General features: G+C 62.6%; 17 protein-coding genes. 11 read left to right on the top strand and 6 right to left on the bottom strand.

The window, feature by feature from the left end; all coding sequences use genetic code 11:
* From LB524_RS02570 to LB524_RS02530, 9 genes are all read left to right on the top strand, one after another.
* A complete protein-coding gene (locus tag LB524_RS02570; protein WP_015318792.1) occupies window positions 1-882 on the top strand; it encodes a cytochrome c oxidase subunit 3 in 882 nt (293 codons plus the stop codon).
* A gap of 330 nt (window positions 883-1,212) precedes the next feature.
* On the top strand, window positions 1,213-1,599 hold the full coding sequence (locus LB524_RS02565; RefSeq protein ID WP_015318791.1) for a DUF983 domain-containing protein: 387 nt from the start codon (window positions 1,213-1,215) through the stop codon (window positions 1,597-1,599).
* Entirely contained in the window at window positions 1,596-2,351 is a 756-nt protein-coding gene (locus LB524_RS02560; protein WP_181172945.1) for an SURF1 family protein, read from the top strand. Before LB524_RS02565 ends, LB524_RS02560 begins: the two co-directional genes overlap by 4 nt.
* An 88-nt stretch (window positions 2,352-2,439) precedes the next feature.
* Window positions 2,440-3,450 carry a 4-hydroxy-3-methylbut-2-enyl diphosphate reductase gene (gene ispH / locus LB524_RS02555; RefSeq protein ID WP_015318789.1) on the top strand — a complete coding sequence of 337 codons (1,011 nt, stop codon included), beginning with the start codon at window positions 2,440-2,442 and terminating at the stop codon, window positions 3,448-3,450.
* A gap of 6 nt (window positions 3,451-3,456) precedes the next feature.
* Window positions 3,457-4,434: a homoserine kinase gene (locus LB524_RS02550; RefSeq protein WP_224523515.1), complete on the top strand. Its 978-nt coding sequence runs from the start codon at window positions 3,457-3,459 to the stop codon at window positions 4,432-4,434.
* Window positions 4,431-4,964, top strand: coding sequence for a ribonuclease HI (rnhA, locus tag LB524_RS02545; protein ID WP_015318787.1), 534 nt, complete (start codon window positions 4,431-4,433; stop codon window positions 4,962-4,964). Before LB524_RS02550 ends, rnhA begins: the two co-directional genes overlap by 4 nt.
* A 44-nt stretch (window positions 4,965-5,008) precedes the next feature.
* Window positions 5,009-5,584, top strand: coding sequence for a histidine phosphatase family protein (locus LB524_RS02540; RefSeq protein ID WP_015318786.1), 576 nt, complete (start codon window positions 5,009-5,011; stop codon window positions 5,582-5,584).
* Between the two features lie 122 nt (window positions 5,585-5,706).
* Window positions 5,707-5,988 carry a type II toxin-antitoxin system ParD family antitoxin gene (locus tag LB524_RS02535; protein WP_041163894.1) on the top strand — a complete coding sequence of 94 codons (282 nt, stop codon included), beginning with the start codon at window positions 5,707-5,709 and terminating at the stop codon, window positions 5,986-5,988.
* Window positions 5,978-6,289 (top strand): type II toxin-antitoxin system RelE/ParE family toxin, encoded by a 312-nt coding sequence (locus tag LB524_RS02530; RefSeq protein WP_224523513.1) that lies wholly within the window; start codon window positions 5,978-5,980, stop codon window positions 6,287-6,289. Before LB524_RS02535 ends, LB524_RS02530 begins: the two co-directional genes overlap by 11 nt.
* A gap of 4 nt (window positions 6,290-6,293) precedes the next feature.
* Here the strand turns inward: LB524_RS02530 and LB524_RS02525 are convergent, their stop codons facing one another.
* The 3 genes from LB524_RS02525 to LB524_RS02515 form a co-directional block, all read right to left on the bottom strand.
* On the bottom strand, window positions 6,294-6,770 hold the full coding sequence (locus LB524_RS02525; RefSeq protein ID WP_224523511.1) for a DUF2938 domain-containing protein: 477 nt from the start codon (window positions 6,768-6,770) through the stop codon (window positions 6,294-6,296).
* Window positions 6,771-6,863: 93 nt separating this feature from the next.
* Window positions 6,864-7,346: a peroxiredoxin gene (locus tag LB524_RS02520; RefSeq protein WP_224523509.1), complete on the bottom strand. Its 483-nt coding sequence runs from the start codon at window positions 7,344-7,346 to the stop codon at window positions 6,864-6,866.
* A 75-nt stretch (window positions 7,347-7,421) separates the two neighbouring features.
* On the bottom strand, window positions 7,422-8,228 hold the full coding sequence (locus LB524_RS02515; protein WP_224523507.1) for a protein-disulfide reductase DsbD domain-containing protein: 807 nt from the start codon (window positions 8,226-8,228) through the stop codon (window positions 7,422-7,424).
* Window positions 8,229-8,400: 172 nt separating this feature from the next.
* Here LB524_RS02515 and LB524_RS02510 point away from each other — a divergent pair, with 172 nt between their 5' ends.
* On the top strand, window positions 8,401-9,009 hold the full coding sequence (locus tag LB524_RS02510) for a YqgE/AlgH family protein (RefSeq protein WP_224523505.1): 609 nt from the start codon (window positions 8,401-8,403) through the stop codon (window positions 9,007-9,009).
* Between the two features lie 153 nt (window positions 9,010-9,162).
* On the opposite strand, the gene LB524_RS02505 is transcribed toward LB524_RS02510, so the two are convergent.
* A complete protein-coding gene (locus LB524_RS02505; protein WP_224523503.1) occupies window positions 9,163-9,954 on the bottom strand; it encodes an MBL fold metallo-hydrolase in 792 nt (263 codons plus the stop codon).
* A gap of 98 nt (window positions 9,955-10,052) precedes the next feature.
* Here LB524_RS02505 and LB524_RS02500 point away from each other — a divergent pair, with 98 nt between their 5' ends.
* On the top strand, window positions 10,053-10,943 hold the full coding sequence (locus LB524_RS02500; protein WP_224523501.1) for a LysR family transcriptional regulator: 891 nt from the start codon (window positions 10,053-10,055) through the stop codon (window positions 10,941-10,943).
* Between the two features lie 49 nt (window positions 10,944-10,992).
* Here LB524_RS02500 and LB524_RS02495 read toward each other — a convergent pair whose 3' ends face one another.
* Complete coding sequence (locus LB524_RS02495) at window positions 10,993-13,881, bottom strand: EAL domain-containing protein (RefSeq protein ID WP_140617282.1); 2,889 nt, start codon at window positions 13,879-13,881, stop codon at window positions 10,993-10,995.
* 3 nt (window positions 13,882-13,884) lie between these two features.
* A complete protein-coding gene (locus tag LB524_RS02490; RefSeq protein WP_140661409.1) occupies window positions 13,885-14,481 on the bottom strand; it encodes a GNAT family N-acetyltransferase in 597 nt (198 codons plus the stop codon).

The following is a 14,481-nucleotide window of genomic DNA, read 5'->3' as shown; positions in this document are numbered from 1 at the left end:
ATGGCAGACGCGCACGCAAAACCACACCATGACTACCATCTCGTCGACCCGAGCCCGTGGCCTTTTCTGGGATCGGTAGGGGCGCTTGTCACCGCTTTTGGCGGTGTCTGCCTCATGGAATACCTGAAAGGCGGCTCCTTCCCGATCTTCGGCGTCAACATCGCCAATCCGTGGCTGTTCTTCATCGGCATTGTGATCGTGCTGTACACCATGTTCGCCTGGTGGTCGGACACGATCAAGGAAGCGCATGAAGGCCACCATACGCGCGTCGTGTCGCTGCACCTGCGCTACGGCATGATCATGTTCATCGCCTCGGAGGTGATGTTCTTCGTTGCCTGGTTCTGGGCCTATTTCGATGCCAGCCTTTTTGCCGGTGAGGTGCAGAACTATGCCCGCCACACGTTTACCGGTGGTGTCTGGCCGCCGAAGGGCATGGAGGTTCTCGATCCCTTCCATTTGCCGCTCTACAACACCATCATCCTGCTGCTGTCGGGCACCACGGTCACCTGGGCGCACCACTCGCTCATCCATGGCGACCGCAAGGGCCTGATCAACGGCTTGGTGCTGACCGTCGGGCTCGGCATGCTGTTCACCATGGTGCAGGCTTACGAGTACATGCACGCGCCGTTCGGTTTCAAGGATTCCATCTACGGCGCCACCTTCTTCATGGCGACCGGCTTCCATGGCTTCCATGTCATCATCGGCACCATCTTCCTGCTGGTCTGCCTGATCCGGGCGATGAAGGGCGACTTCACCCCCAAGCAGCATTTCGGCTTCGAGGCGGCCGCCTGGTATTGGCACTTCGTTGACGTGGTCTGGCTGTTCCTGTTCGCCTCGATCTACGTCTGGGGATCGGTCGGCGCGGTGATCGAAGGCCACTGATCCAGCCTTTTGAGTTTCAATTTCGGGAAGGCGGCCGCGGCGACGTGGCCGCCTTTCTTCTTTTCGGCGCAAGGATCGCCAATCGATGAAAGATGCGGCTGACTTCAATTTGCGCATTTTAACGTCTTGGCATTCCGGCTCTTGCCCGAGAAGGTCTTGCGCGTCGAGGAGGCGAAGCGGCTTCAGCTAGTGGGGCTGGCTGCTTCAATTGGTCGACTGGACCGATGACTGCATTGGGGTTACGGAGTCCGATATGGACAAATCTGGGCGATCGTGGCCGATGGGACGCCGATCGAGATCGAGCAATAGCCATGAATTACGGCACTACGCATGAGTGAAGACAAGGCGATCTGGCCCCCGATCGATCCGATTTCGGCCGGCCTGCACGGCCGCTGCCCGCGTTGCGGCGAGGGGCGGCTGTTTTCCGGCTTTCTCACCGTCGGCAAGCGCTGCGTCAATTGCGGCCTCGACTATTCCTACGCCGATGCCGGCGATGGACCGGCCGTGTTCGTCATCCTGATCATCGGCTTCATCATCGTCGGTCTGGCGCTCTGGGTGGAAGTGACGCTGAGCCCGCCGCTCTGGCTGCATCTGCTGATATGGATCCCACTCGCCCTGGTGCTGTGTCTCACGGCGCTTCGGCTGATCAAGGGCGTGCTGCTCACCCTGCAATACAGCAACAAAGCAGCCGAGGGTCGGCTAGATCGCGGCGAATGAGCGAAGCGTCTCTGAAGGACCGCGGCCATTCGCGACCACGATCGGCACTGTTGTTCGTCCTTGGCCTTGTGCTGTTCTTGATTCTGCTGGCGCTGGGCACCTGGCAGGTCCAGCGCCTGCACTGGAAGGAAGGCCTGCTGCAGACCATCGACCAGCGCACCCATTCGGCGCCACGACCGCTTTCCGAGGTCGAGAAGGAATTCGCCTCGACCGGCGACGTCGACTACACGCCGGTCACGGTCACCGGCACTTTCCTGCATTCCGGCGAGCGGCATTTCTACGCGACCTGGGAAGGGGATGCCGGCTTCAATGTCTATACGCCGCTGGCCCTCGACGATGGCCGTTTCGTCCTGATCAACCGCGGCTTTGTTCCCTACGACCTCAAGGATGCGGCGAAGCGCGCCAAGGGACAGGTAACGGGCAGGGTCACGGTCACCGGGCTTGCCCGCAACCCGCTGCCGGCAAAGCCCTCCATGATGCTTCCCGACAATGATGTGGGGAAGAACATCTTCTACTGGAAGGACCGCGACGTCATGGCCGCGAGCGCCGGCCTGCCGGCTGGGTTCACCTTGGTGCCGATCTTCATCGATGCCGACAAGACGCCAAATCCCGGCGGCCTTCCGGTCGGGGGCGTCACCATCATCGACCTGCCGAACAGCCATCTGCAATATGCCGTCACCTGGTACGGGCTTGCCGCGGCACTCGCCGCGGTGCTTGTCCTCCGGCTTCGCCGGCCCGCGAAAGAGGAATGAACGCAAGCGACGCCTCTCTTTCCACCGATACCCTTGACAGGGCAGGGGTAGGCACCTCATTTCGGCGCTGACCAACCGGCAGGATTTGATGCTTCACACAATCGCCAAGCCTCCTCTGACGATCCGGCTCTGCCAGCCGCGCGGTTTTTGCGCGGGCGTCGACCGTGCCATCCAGATCGTCGTGCTGGCGCTGAAAAAATATGGCGCCCCGGTCTATGTCCGCCACGAAATCGTCCACAACCGCTATGTCGTCGAGGGGCTGCAGAGCCTTGGGGCCGTCTTCATAGAGGAACTTTCCGAAATCCCGGCCGAACATCGGCAGTCGCCGGTCGTCTTCTCCGCGCACGGTGTGCCCAAGTCCGTGCCGGCGGATGCGCAGGCGCGCAACCTGTTCTATCTCGACGCAACCTGTCCGCTGGTCTCCAAGGTCCACAAGCAGGCGATGCGTCACCAGCGGCTTGGCCGCCATGTGCTGTTGATCGGTCATGCTGGGCACCCCGAGGTGATCGGCACAATGGGGCAGTTGCCGGAAGGCGCGGTAACGCTGATCGAGACCGAAGCCGACGCAGCCCGGCTTGTACCGGCCGATCCAAAAGCACTTGGTTTCGTCACCCAGACCACGCTCTCGGTCGAGGATACCGCCGGCATCATTCGCGCGTTGCAGGAGCGCTTTCCGGACCTGCAGGCGCCGGCGGCGGAATCGATCTGCTACGCCACCACCAACCGCCAGGAAGCGGTCAAGGACACCGCCCCGGGTGCTGACCTCTATCTGATCGTCGGCGCCCCCAATTCCTCGAATTCGCGCCGCCTTGTCGAAGTTGCGGAACGGGCAGGTGCCTCGATGTCGCTTCTCGTGCAGCGCGCCGCTGAAATTCCGTGGAATGATATCGGCACCATTTCGACGCTCGGCCTGTCGGCGGGAGCATCGGCGCCGGAGATCATCGTCGACGAGATCATCGACGCGTTCCGCCAGCGTTTCGACGTCACCATCGACCTGGCGGTCACGGCCACCGAAACAGAGGATTTTCCGGTCATGCGGGTACTGCGCGATGTCGAACTGACGCCGGCCGACATGGCGTTCGTCAATGGGACCGCGTGAACGGCCATGGCGGTCTATACCGACGTTGCGGAGGGCGAACTCGGCGCTTTCCTGAAGCACTACCCGGTCGGCGATCTCCTATCCTACAAGGGCATCGCCGAAGGCACCGAGAATTCGAACTTCCTGCTGCACACCTCGAGCGGCTCCTACATCCTGACGCTCTATGAAAAGCGGGTCGAGAAGGCGGATTTGCCGTTTTTCCTCGGGCTGATGGGCCATCTCGCCAGCAAGGGGGTGTCCTGCCCGCTGCCGGTGACCACGCATGACGGCAGCGTCATCGGCACGCTGGCCGGCCGGCCGGCCGTGATCATCACCTTCCTCGAAGGACTTTCGCTGCGGCGACCGGCCGCAACGCATTGCGCCGAGGTCGGCAAGGCGCTGGCGGCGCTGCACCTGGCCGGCGCCGACTTTCCGATGACGCGTCCGAACGCGCTCGCCCTCGACGGCTGGCGCAAGCTTTGGGATGCGTCTCGCGGCCGCGCCGACGAGGTCGAGCCGGGCCTTGCGGCCGAGGTCGATGCCGACTTTGCCGATTTCGAGCGGAACTGGCCCAAGGGCCTCCCCGAGGGAATCATTCATGCCGATCTGTTCCCGGACAATGTCTTTTTCCTGGGCGAGAAGCTTTCGGGGCTGATCGATTTCTATTTCGCCTGTGACGATCTCTATGCCTATGATGTCGCCACCTGTCTCAACGCCTGGTGTTTCGAGAAGGATTTTTCCTTCAACCTTACCAAGGGCAAGGCACTGCTTGCCGGTTATCAAAGCGTGCGCCCCCTGAGCGATGACGAGAAAGCGGCGCTACCGATGCTGGCGCGCGGTTCGGCGCTACGCTTCATGCTGACCCGGCTTTACGACTGGCTGACCGTCCCCGATGGCGGACTGGTGATGAAACGCGACCCGTCCGAATATATCCGAAGGATGCGGTTCCACCGGGCGATCAGATTTCCTTCGGAATATGGATTGGCCGAAAACGGGGTGTCATGAGCAAGCAGGTTGAAATCTTTACCGATGGCGCCTGTTCGGGCAATCCCGGCCCCGGCGGCTGGGGCGCCATCCTGCGCTTCAACGGCACCACCAAGGAACTCTTCGGCGGCGAGGCCGAAACCACCAACAACCGCATGGAATTGCTGGCGGCCATTTCGGCGCTGAATGCGTTGAAGGAGCCTTGCACGGTCGAGCTTCATACCGACAGCAAATACGTCATGGACGGAATTTCCAAATGGATCCATGGCTGGAAGAAGAATGGCTGGAAGACCGCCGACAAGAAGCCGGTCAAGAACGGCGAACTCTGGCAGGCGCTGGACGAGGCCAACCGGCGCCACAAGGTCACCTGGAACTGGGTGAAGGGCCATGCCGGCCACATCGAGAACGAGCGCGCCGACGAACTGGCAAGGGAAGGCATGGCGCCGTTCAAGAAAGGGCCTTTCAGGCCGGTAGTGTCGGCGCCAAAGCCGGATGTCCAGGCAAAGCAGCCGCTGGCCCCGAAGGCGCGTCGTTCGACCCAGAGCTATTGAGCTTCTGGCATTCGCTGCGCCCGGCCGACAGGAGAATTTCTGTTATGCCGATCGCCTATTACATCACCCATCCTCAGGTTCAGATCGACGCCAGCGTGCCCGTGCCGGATTGGGGTCTATCCGACATCGGTCGTGCCAGGGCGCATGCAATGCTGAACCAGCCGTGGATCGCATCGATCGGGCGTGTGGTGTCGTCGGGCGAACGCAAGGCCGTTGAAACCGCCGAGGTGCTCGGGCGGCACCTCGACCTTGCGGTGCAGGTGAGGGAACGGATGCATGAGAACGACCGGTCGGCGACGGGTTTCCTGCCGCCTCCGGAGTTCGAGGCGGTCGCCGACCGGTTCTTCGCCAATCCGCACGAAAGCATTCGTGGCTGGGAGCGGGCCATCGACGCACAGCAGCGCATCGTGAGCGAGGTCGAGGCCGTCCTCGGTGCCGGCGGCAGCAACATCGCCCTTGTCGGACATGGCGGTGTCGGTACGCTCCTGCTACTGTCGCTCAGCGGCAGGCAAATCAGCCGCGAAGCCGATCAGCTGGCGGGCGGCGGCAACTATTTCGCCTTCGATACCCACACGCGCCAAATTATTCATGGATGGCGACCGATCGACAGGCTGTCCTGATCGGCGTACCGCAGCCGTACTCGTAGCGCAAGGACAGGCTCTTCTCGCGACATCGCAGTTGCTCGAGGATGTGGATGGGAGTAATATTTCCCACTATCGAGCAATGCAAGAGAGGACGCAGCGTGGCGAACGTTGAAAAAATGAGCGTGGCTGTGACCCCACAACAGGCAGCCCTGATGCGCGAGGCCGTGGAGGCGGGCGAGTATGCCACTGCAAGCGAGATCGTGCGTGAAGCGATGCGGGATTGGCTGGCCAAGCGCGAACTGCGGCATGACGATGTTCGTCGGCTGAGACGGTTGTGGGATGAAGGCAAGGCAAGCGGGAGACCGGAGCCTGTGGATTTCGACGTGTTGCGAAAGGAAGCTCGGCGAGAGCTGACGGAAGCCTCGCGGAATGGCCGTTAGGCTAGTCTGGTCACCCGCGGCCAAGGCTGACCTCATCGACATCTACGTGACGATAGGCAGCGAAAACATACGGGCGGCCGATCGTTACTACGATCAGTTAGACGCGCGGGCCATGCAGCTCGCAGACCAGCCGCGCATGGGTGTCAGGCGACCGGATATCAGGCCTTCCGCACGAATGCTGGTGGAGGCGCCTTTTGTACTGCTCTACGAAACGATTCCAAACACGGACGATGGCCCGGTGGAGTGGGTTGAAATCGTCCGTGTGGTCGACGGGCGGCGGGATCTGAACAGTCTGTTCTAGCTGTCTACCGGATCAGCAGCGCCGTACCGTAGAGCCCGAGCGCGAACACCGTGTGCGAGACCAGATTGAGGGCGCGGACCCGCATCGGATTCGGCCGCTTCGAGGCCGCCCAGCCGGCGCCCATGCCTGGCGCCAGCAGGAACCAGCCGGCGCCGACGGTAACGATGCCGAGGATGAAGGCCGGCAGGAAGGTCGGCGCGGCCAGCCAGCCCGCGCCCGCCAGCATCACCAGGATGATGCCGTAGGCGATGCCGACAAAGTAATGGAAGGCCCAGCCCAGCGCTTGCTCATATGCGTAGGGCGCCGCATCGCCGATATCGTCGTGAAACACCCTGTCGCGGAGGTGCCAGACCCAGCGCCCGACCGGCCCCCAGTTCGGGCGTGGCTGGCCGAACGCCTTGTGCAGGAAGAAGGCCCAGAGATCCATCAGGACGGTCGCGCCGACGCCGATCGCGACAGCGCGCCAGAAGATGTCAAACATCGTAGGATCCCCCCGAAAACCGCCAACTCTGGAGCGCGGCTGCTTGTCAGGCGAGGCCGGCCATTGCGGCCCCGCCTGAGCGACCGTCGAAGTTCAGAGCTGGCCCAGAATATGAGCCGCGCCGGACTCGTCGACGCCGGGTTTGGTCTCGACATTGAGCGCGGTAACCTTGCCGTCGTCGATGATCATCGAAAACCGCTTCGAACGCAGGCCCATGCCGCCACCGGAGTAGTCTGCGTCAAGACCAACCGCCTTGGCGAAATCGCCATTGCCGTCGGCGAGGAACAGGATCTTGCCTTCGCCGCCGGTGAAGCGCGCCCAGGCGCCCATGACGTGGACGTCATTGACCGAAACGACGGCGATGGTGTCGACGCCGCGCGCCAGGATCGCGTCATGGTTCTCGAGATAGCCGGGCAGGTGGTTGTTGCTGCAGGTCGGCGTGAAGGCGCCGGGAACGCCGAACAGCACCACTTTCTTGCCCGCAAAAATCTCGGCCGACGTGATCGGCTTGGCGCCGTCCGCGGTCATGGTCTTGAAGGTCGCCTCGGGCAGCTTGTCGCCAACGGAGATGGTCATGAGTTCCTCGCTTGGGATAGGGAAAGACGCGTGCTTGCGTAACGAACTCGGCGGCTTCCTGCAACCATCGCGGCATCAAGGGAAAGGCAGCAACCCTTCGACCGCGCCCGCCGAACTCGTCAACGTGTAGTGAAGCCCGCCGTCGGTCGGCGTCGTCGAAGGGCGATCGAGGATCGGCACGGTGAAGATCAGCTTGCCGTCCTTTTCCGAGCGGGAAGGTGTGCCGAACATATAGTCGCGTTCGCCGGCAACGAAGAAATCCGCTGCCTGCGGATCGCCAGGAAAACTTGCCTCGACAACCAGCGTCTCGTGATCGCCGGGCAGCACCTTGATGCCGAAGTCAGGCTTTGCCGCAGCCGGCAGTGCGGTGAAACTCGCCTTCACCAGCGCCGTGTCGTCGGCATTATCGGGATCGGAAGCGGGGTCGACGCTCAGCCGTGTCTGCACGGGGATGCAGATAGATTCGCAAATGCCGAGAAAGACGTCGGCATCGATGACCGCCGGCTGGTTCGGCGCCGCCAGCGTGAACGTCACGGGCAAGGAAACCGGATAATTGTAACCGGCCCATTTGCCATAGCCATCATCGTGGCGCTGCGGCGCGGGAAAAGACAGTGTCGCATCGGCTATATTGGTGCTGGCCGAAACGTCGAGCTGCGGCGGCACACCTGCATCGCCCGGGTCGCGCCAATAAGTCTTCCAGCCGGGTTTGAGCGCGATATCGAGAACACCGTATATGCGGCCGGCGTCGTCCGGCTTGCCTGATGTCACCAGCCGCACCTTGCCGCCTTCGCTGTTGTACCAGGCGGATGAGGAGGCGCTGGCGGGGAGGGCGGCCGCCAATCCAATGGCGGCGCCGAGCAACGGGATTTTCAAGCTTTGCATGGCGGTGATTTGATCGTCCCTTCGTGGCCGCGCAATGATTTCATGGCCGTGCTGATATCATATTTGCGTGACCTTTGCGGGCAAGCCAAGGCCGGACTCGCAATATGAGCTTTGGTCGAATCCGCTACGGCGCATCTTTTCGGCGCCGGGGAAACGCGTTACCTTCCCTGGCATGGATTTGTTGCGCCACAAAAAGACAGCCGCCGGCCGCGGCTATCTCGACGATCAGTTCCTGATTGCCATGCCTGGTATGAAGGACGACCGTTTCACGCGCTCGGTCATCTACATCTGCGCCCATAGCGATGAAGGCGCGATGGGCCTGATCATCAACCAGACGCAGCAGATGCTGTTCCCGGACCTTCTGGTACAGCTTGGCATCATGAACGAGCAGGAGGCGATCCGCCTGCCGGCACAGGCGCGCGATTTCGTCGTGCGCAATGGCGGGCCTGTCGACCGCAGCCGGGGCTTCGTCCTGCATTCGGGCGACTACCGTGTGGATTCCTCGCTCACCGTTTCCGACGACATCTGCCTGACCGCGACCGTCGACATACTGCGGGCGATATCGTCAGGGCGCGGGCCGCGCCGCGCGCTCATGGCGCTCGGTTATTCCGGCTGGGGCGCCGGCCAGTTGGAAACCGAGATCGCTGAGAACGGCTGGTTGACCTGCCCGGCGACGCCGGAATTGCTGTTCGATGCCGACATCGAACGCAAATACGACCGGATTCTCGCCTCCATCGGCATCGATCTCGCCCATCTCAGCCTGGCCGCCGGGCACGCTTGAGCCTCGTCTTTGCCGGCCAGGGCCCGTTCGCCAGGTAAGGCGCAGCCGGAACGCTGCGCCGTTAGCGCAATCTCATCCCATGGCGGTGCGCGAGAGCTGTTCAGGCTTGGAATTGCCTAAACAGGTGAAACCGCGTGTCCGGCTTGTTATCCGCTATGCCGGCTCATAGCCGTACGCTCCGTCCTCACGCATCACGCGGCCGACGCCCGGCCAGCCAAGGTGCGCTCCGGCGATCCATGTTCCAGCCTCGGCCGCGTCGCGGAAAACCTTCCGGCGCGTTGCGCGTGCGATCGCTTGGTCGTCGTCATAGCCCCAACTCAACGCGGGATTGCCAAACTGCAAGGCCGGCACATGAACGATGTCCCCGAAGAACAGGAAGCGGGCCTCGTTCGTGTCGAAAGCGTAGCCGATGTGACCGGGAGCATGACCCGGCAGGGCAACTGCTCTCAATCGCTCGGCCACCTGGTCGCCATTCCGCACGGGCTTCAACAAGGATCTGAACCGCGCAAGGTTTGTTTCGGCGAGAAAGCTCTCCACAGCCTCCTCGGCGATTACGATCGCCTTCAAATTCGGAAAGAGCACCCGGTCGTCCGGCGTCAAAAGCCCGTACACATGATCCTGGTGGGCATGGGTGAGCGCCAAGACCGTGATCAAGGCAGGATCGATGCTGGCTTCGGCTAGTGTCTGCTCGAGGCGTCCTGTTGTTGAGGCCCAGCCTCCTCCTCCACTGTCGATCAGAATGCCGTCAACGCCTGGACCTGCGAGGGCAAAGCAATTGACGGACAGGCGGAGCGCCCCTGCCTGCGCGACTTGCGGCACCGGTTTGTCGCGCGGATCGCGCAGAAGGTCCGCCGGCATCTCAATATAGCCGTCCGAGAGCGACCAGACCCGCCAGGCGCCGGCGGTACAGCCGAGGACGTTATCGCTGCGGAACGTTACGATCATAGAGTACCTCAATCTGCCGTTGCCGATCAAAGCTAGGACAGAGTCACCTATGAGGATAGGCCCGTTGCACAGCAAGGCCTCATGAGTGATATTCATGAATGATGAGAAACGAACTGAACGAACTCGCCGCGTTCGCGATGGTCGCCCGGGAACGAAGCTTTACACGAGCCGCGGCAAAACTAGGCGTGTCTCAATCTGCGCTGAGCCACACTATCCGTGGGCTCGAGCAGCGGCTCGAGCTACGGCTTTTGGCTCGAACGACGAAGAGCGTCGCGCCAACAGCCGCAGGGGCCGCTCTCTTGAAAGACCTGTCTCCGGCGCTTGAGCAAATCGCTGCTGCCCTTGACGGAGCGCGAAGCCTCAGGCGGCGCCCTGCGGGGCGCCTTCGAATTGTGATGTCACGCTCGGCCGCCGTAATGGTGCTGCTGCCACGGCTCGCGGCATTCGCGCAGGCCTACCCCGATATCGTTCTTGACGTTGTCACCACGACAGGCCCTGTAGACCTCGTTGCCGGCGAGTTCGATGCCGGTATCCAGCTCGGCGAATATATTCAGAAAGACCTGATCGCGGTACGCGTCACGCCGGAGTTGCGGCTGGCTGTGGTGGGATCGCCTGGTTATTTCTCATCACGAAGAATCCCCCAAAAGCCGAGGGATCTCAAGGATCATCAATGCATAGCCCTGCGTCTTCCAGGTGGTCCATCTCGGTGGGAGTTCGAGCGTGCGAGAAAGTCGGTCACGATCAACGCCAGCGGCTCGCTCATAATCGACGATACTCACCTGGTGATTGAGGCGGCGCTCGCCGGCGTTGGTCTCGGTCTCGCCTATGAAGAGCAAGTCGCGGAGTATATCGCGGAGCGACGGCTTGTCCGCGTCCTGGAGGAATGGACGCCGCCAATCGCAGGCTTTTTCCTGTATTATCCCAGTCGTCAGCTTCAGCCAGCGGCGCTGTCAGCATTGGTCAATGCGCTGCGACTCTCGCAACAATAGTGATGCATGTCGTTGTTCCGGAACCGAGGACACTTCCGGGTGACATGCATTAGGCCTGCGTGAGCGGATACTGCTCCTTCAGCGTCTTCAGCACCTGGTCGCCTGGCATCGGCGCGCCGAACATGAAGCTCTGGACATATTCGCATCCCATCTGGCGCAGCTCCAACGCATCGCGCTCGTCCGATATGCCCTCGGCGACCACCGAAAGGCCGAGCTCATGCGCCATGTTGACCATGGATTTGAGCAACACCGCGCGTTTTGGCGTGCTGTCGTCGACGAAGCTCTTGTCGATCTTGATGGTGTCGAACGGGAACCGCGTCAGATAGGCGAGCGATGAATAGCCGGTGCCGAAATCGTCCAGCGACAGGCCGATGCCGAGCTGCTTGAGCTTGGTCAGCACATGGGCCGTCTGCTCGGGATTGTCCATGACCAGCGACTCGGTCAGTTCGAGCCGGAAGCAGCGCGGCTTCAAATTGGCGCGCGCGATCACGGAACGCACGTCGCTGACCAGGTCGCGGCGGATGAGCTGGCGGCTGGACAGGTTGACCGACACCGAAAGCGGCGCGTCGCCGATCTGCTTTTGCCATCCTGCCAGATCCTCGGCCGCCTGCTGCATGGCAAACAGCCCAAGCTGCACGATCAGCCCGCAGCTTTCCGCGACCGGGATGAAATCGGCCGGCGGGATCATGCCGCGGCGCGGATGGTCCCAGCGCAGCAGGGCCTCGAAGCCGGCGACGCTGCCATCCTCGAGCCGCACGATCGGCTGGTAGGCCAGCGTGAATTCGCGCCGCTCGATGGCGCGCCGCAGATCGGATTCGAACTGCAGGCGATCGGTGCCGACGGTGCGGAACGCCGGGCGGAACGGCTCGATCCTGTCGCCGCCGAAACGCTTGGCCTGATGCATGGCGAGCTCGGCGTCCTTGACCATGTCCTCGGCCGAGGTTTGCGCCGAGGTCCAGGTGATCAGGCCGATCGAGGCGGTCAGCACGATTTCGCGCTTGGCAAAGGTGATCGGATTGTTGATCGCATGCTTGATCGCATCGGCCACGCCGGCGATGCGGGCAGGGTCCTGCTCGGACAAAAGCATCAGGGCGAACTGGTCGCCGGCGAAGCGCGACAGCGAATCCTTCGGCTTGAGCAGCCGGTGCAGGCGGCGCGCTATGGTGAGCAGGATGGTGTCGCCGGCCGAGATGCCGAGCCCGTCATTGACCTGCTTGAAGCGGTCGATATCGATGACGAAGACGGTCGGCCGCACCTTCTCTTCGGTGCGGGCGATCGAAATGATCGCCTCCAGCCGGTTCATGAACAATTCGCGGTTTGGCAGGCCGGTCAGATTGTCGTGCACGGCGTCGTGCAGCAGCCGTTCCTCGGATTTCTTCTGTTCGGTGACGTCGACCATGGTACCGACGCAGCGGATCACCTCGCCGTCCGATCCGATGACGGGTCGCGCGCGCAGGGCAAACCAGTGATAGTGCCCATCGGCGCCACGCAGGCGGAAATTCTGCGACACCCGGCCGCGGCGATGTTCCAGCACCACGTCGAGCGTGGTGCGGAATGTGTCGCGGTCGTCGGCATGCAACACCGGCAGCCAGTTGCGGGCGGCACCACCCAGGCTGTTGGGCGCAAGGCCGAGCTGGATGCTGACGTCGGGCTTGGTCACCACGCGGTCGCGCAGCACGTCCCAATCCCACACCGTATCGCCAGATCCCGCGACCGCCAGCGCCTGCCGCTCGAGGTCGGAGAACAGCCCCTGATGCAGCGCACCGCCAGCAAAGGCGTGCTGCATGACGGTGAAGCCGATCAGCAGGATGATCAGGATCAAGCCGCCGCCAAGTGCCGGCTGGGCGATGTCGTTGTCGAGCATGCCGGTGATCGCCATCCACGATCCGCATAACCACAACAGCACCATGACCCAGCTGGGCACCAGCATGATCGCTCGGTCATAACCACGAATACCGAGGAAGATGATCAAGCCGAGCCCGGTCAGTGCGGTCGCGGCAAACGAGATGCGGGCGATGCCGGCGGCGACCGCCGGATCGACGATTGCGACGCCGGCGATCAAGAGCAGCCCCAGAATCCAGACCAGCGCGCCGTAGCTGAAATGGCCGTGCCATCGGTTGAGGTTGAGATAGGCAAACAGGAACACCACGAAGGTCGCTGCCAGCGCCACCTCGGTGCCGGCCCGCCACATCTGCTCGTTGCCGGGCGAGATCTCGATGACCTTGTTGAGGAAGCCGAAATCGACACAGATATAGGCAAGCACCGCCCAGGCGAGGGCCGCCGTCGCCGGGAACATCGACGTCCCCTTGACCACGAACAGGATGGTCAGGAACAGCGCCAGAAGGCCGGCGATACCGATGACGATGCCGCGAAACAGCGTGTAGGAATTGACCGAATCCTTGTAGGATTCCGGATCCCAGAGGTAGACCTGCGGCAGCTTCGGCGAGGCGAGTTCGGCGATGAAGGTGATCACCGTGCCGGGGTTCAGCGTCACCCGGAACACGTCGGCGTCGGGGCTGGTCTGGCGGTCGAGCGCGAAGCCTTCGCTGGGCGTGATGGCGGCGATGCGCGTAGAACCCAGATCCGGCCAGAAGATGCCGGAATTGACCAGCCGGAAGTGCGGTGCCACGATCAGCCGATCGAGTTGCTGGTCGGTGGTGTTGGCGAGCGCGAAGACAGCCCAGTCGCCGGTCGAGCGGGCATCGTTGGCTTCGACCTCGATCCGCCGCACGATGCCATCCGGCCCGGGCGCGGTCGACACCTGGAAGTTCTCACCCTGGTTGCGGTAGATTTCGACGGCGCGCGAAAGATCGAGCGCGACATCGTCGCGGGCGATCTTGATGGGTTCTACGGCAAAGGCCGACGAAGCCGCGCACAGCGTCAGCATCGTCGCCAGCAGAAAGGCGAACAGCGGCCCGTTTCGCAGGGAATTGGTCAAAAATCAGTCCTTCGTTCCAGCGCCCGGCGGATCGTCGGCGATCCGGGCGTAGAGGTAGTGATCCTGCCAGATGCCGTTGATCCTGAGATAGGATCGCAGAAGTCCTTCGCGCCGGAATCCGGCTTTTTCAAGCACGCGGATCGACCTGATATTGTCGGGAATACAGGCGGCTTCGATCCGGTGCAACCTCAGCGTATCGAAGGCGAAGCGGGCCACCACCTTGACCGCGTCTGTCATCAGCCCGCGGCCGCCGAAGCGCTCGCCGATCCAGTAGCCGACATGGCCGCTTTGCGAGACGCCGTGGCGTATGTTGCCGAGCGTAATGCCGCCCGCGAGCTTGCCGCTCGACTTCTCGAAGATGAAGAAGGCGATCGCGGTTCCCTGTGCGTAGTCCTCGCGATAGCGGCTGATGCGCAGGCGCCATGCCGTGCGGTCGAGTTCGTCCGGGGTCCAGCGCGGCTCCCATGGCTCCAGGAACGCCCGGCTTTCGCCGCGCACCGCCGACCACTCGCGGTAGTCGTTGGTGAACGGCACGCGCAGCGTGACGAGGTTGCCCTTCAGTGCCGGCAGGTCACGGCGAAAGAAAGGGAGCGCGAACAC

The sequence above is a fragment of the Mesorhizobium sp. ESP6-5 genome (assembly GCF_020164695.1).
Classification (GTDB): domain Bacteria; phylum Pseudomonadota; class Alphaproteobacteria; order Rhizobiales; family Rhizobiaceae; genus Mesorhizobium; species Mesorhizobium australicum.
Note: the sequence above shows the minus strand (reverse complement) of the source record. Positions and strands in the feature narration are given on the sequence as shown.

Bases quoted from the DNA above. Each gene is read 5' to 3' on its own strand.
- LB524_RS02570 (WP_015318792.1), top strand. From the start codon at position 1: ATGGCAGACGCGCACGCAAAACCACACCATGACTACCATCTCGTCGAC.
- LB524_RS02565 (WP_015318791.1), top strand. From the start codon at position 1,213: ATGAGTGAAGACAAGGCGATCTGGCCCCCGATCGATCCGATTTCGGCC.
- LB524_RS02560 (WP_181172945.1), top strand. From the start codon at position 1,596: ATGAGCGAAGCGTCTCTGAAGGACCGCGGCCATTCGCGACCACGATCG.
- ispH (WP_015318789.1), top strand. From the start codon at position 2,440: ATGCTTCACACAATCGCCAAGCCTCCTCTGACGATCCGGCTCTGCCAG.
- LB524_RS02550 (WP_224523515.1), top strand. From the start codon at position 3,457: ATGGCGGTCTATACCGACGTTGCGGAGGGCGAACTCGGCGCTTTCCTG.
- rnhA (WP_015318787.1), top strand. From the start codon at position 4,431: ATGAGCAAGCAGGTTGAAATCTTTACCGATGGCGCCTGTTCGGGCAAT.
- LB524_RS02540 (WP_015318786.1), top strand. From the start codon at position 5,009: ATGCCGATCGCCTATTACATCACCCATCCTCAGGTTCAGATCGACGCC.
- LB524_RS02530 (WP_224523513.1), top strand. From the start codon at position 5,978: ATGGCCGTTAGGCTAGTCTGGTCACCCGCGGCCAAGGCTGACCTCATC.
- LB524_RS02525 (WP_224523511.1), bottom strand. From the start codon at position 6,770: ATGTTTGACATCTTCTGGCGCGCTGTCGCGATCGGCGTCGGCGCGACC.
- LB524_RS02520 (WP_224523509.1), bottom strand. From the start codon at position 7,346: ATGACCATCTCCGTTGGCGACAAGCTGCCCGAGGCGACCTTCAAGACC.
- LB524_RS02515 (WP_224523507.1), bottom strand. From the start codon at position 8,228: ATGCAAAGCTTGAAAATCCCGTTGCTCGGCGCCGCCATTGGATTGGCG.
- LB524_RS02510 (WP_224523505.1), top strand. From the start codon at position 8,401: ATGGATTTGTTGCGCCACAAAAAGACAGCCGCCGGCCGCGGCTATCTC.
- LB524_RS02505 (WP_224523503.1), bottom strand. From the start codon at position 9,954: ATGATCGTAACGTTCCGCAGCGATAACGTCCTCGGCTGTACCGCCGGC.
- LB524_RS02500 (WP_224523501.1), top strand. From the start codon at position 10,053: ATGATGAGAAACGAACTGAACGAACTCGCCGCGTTCGCGATGGTCGCC.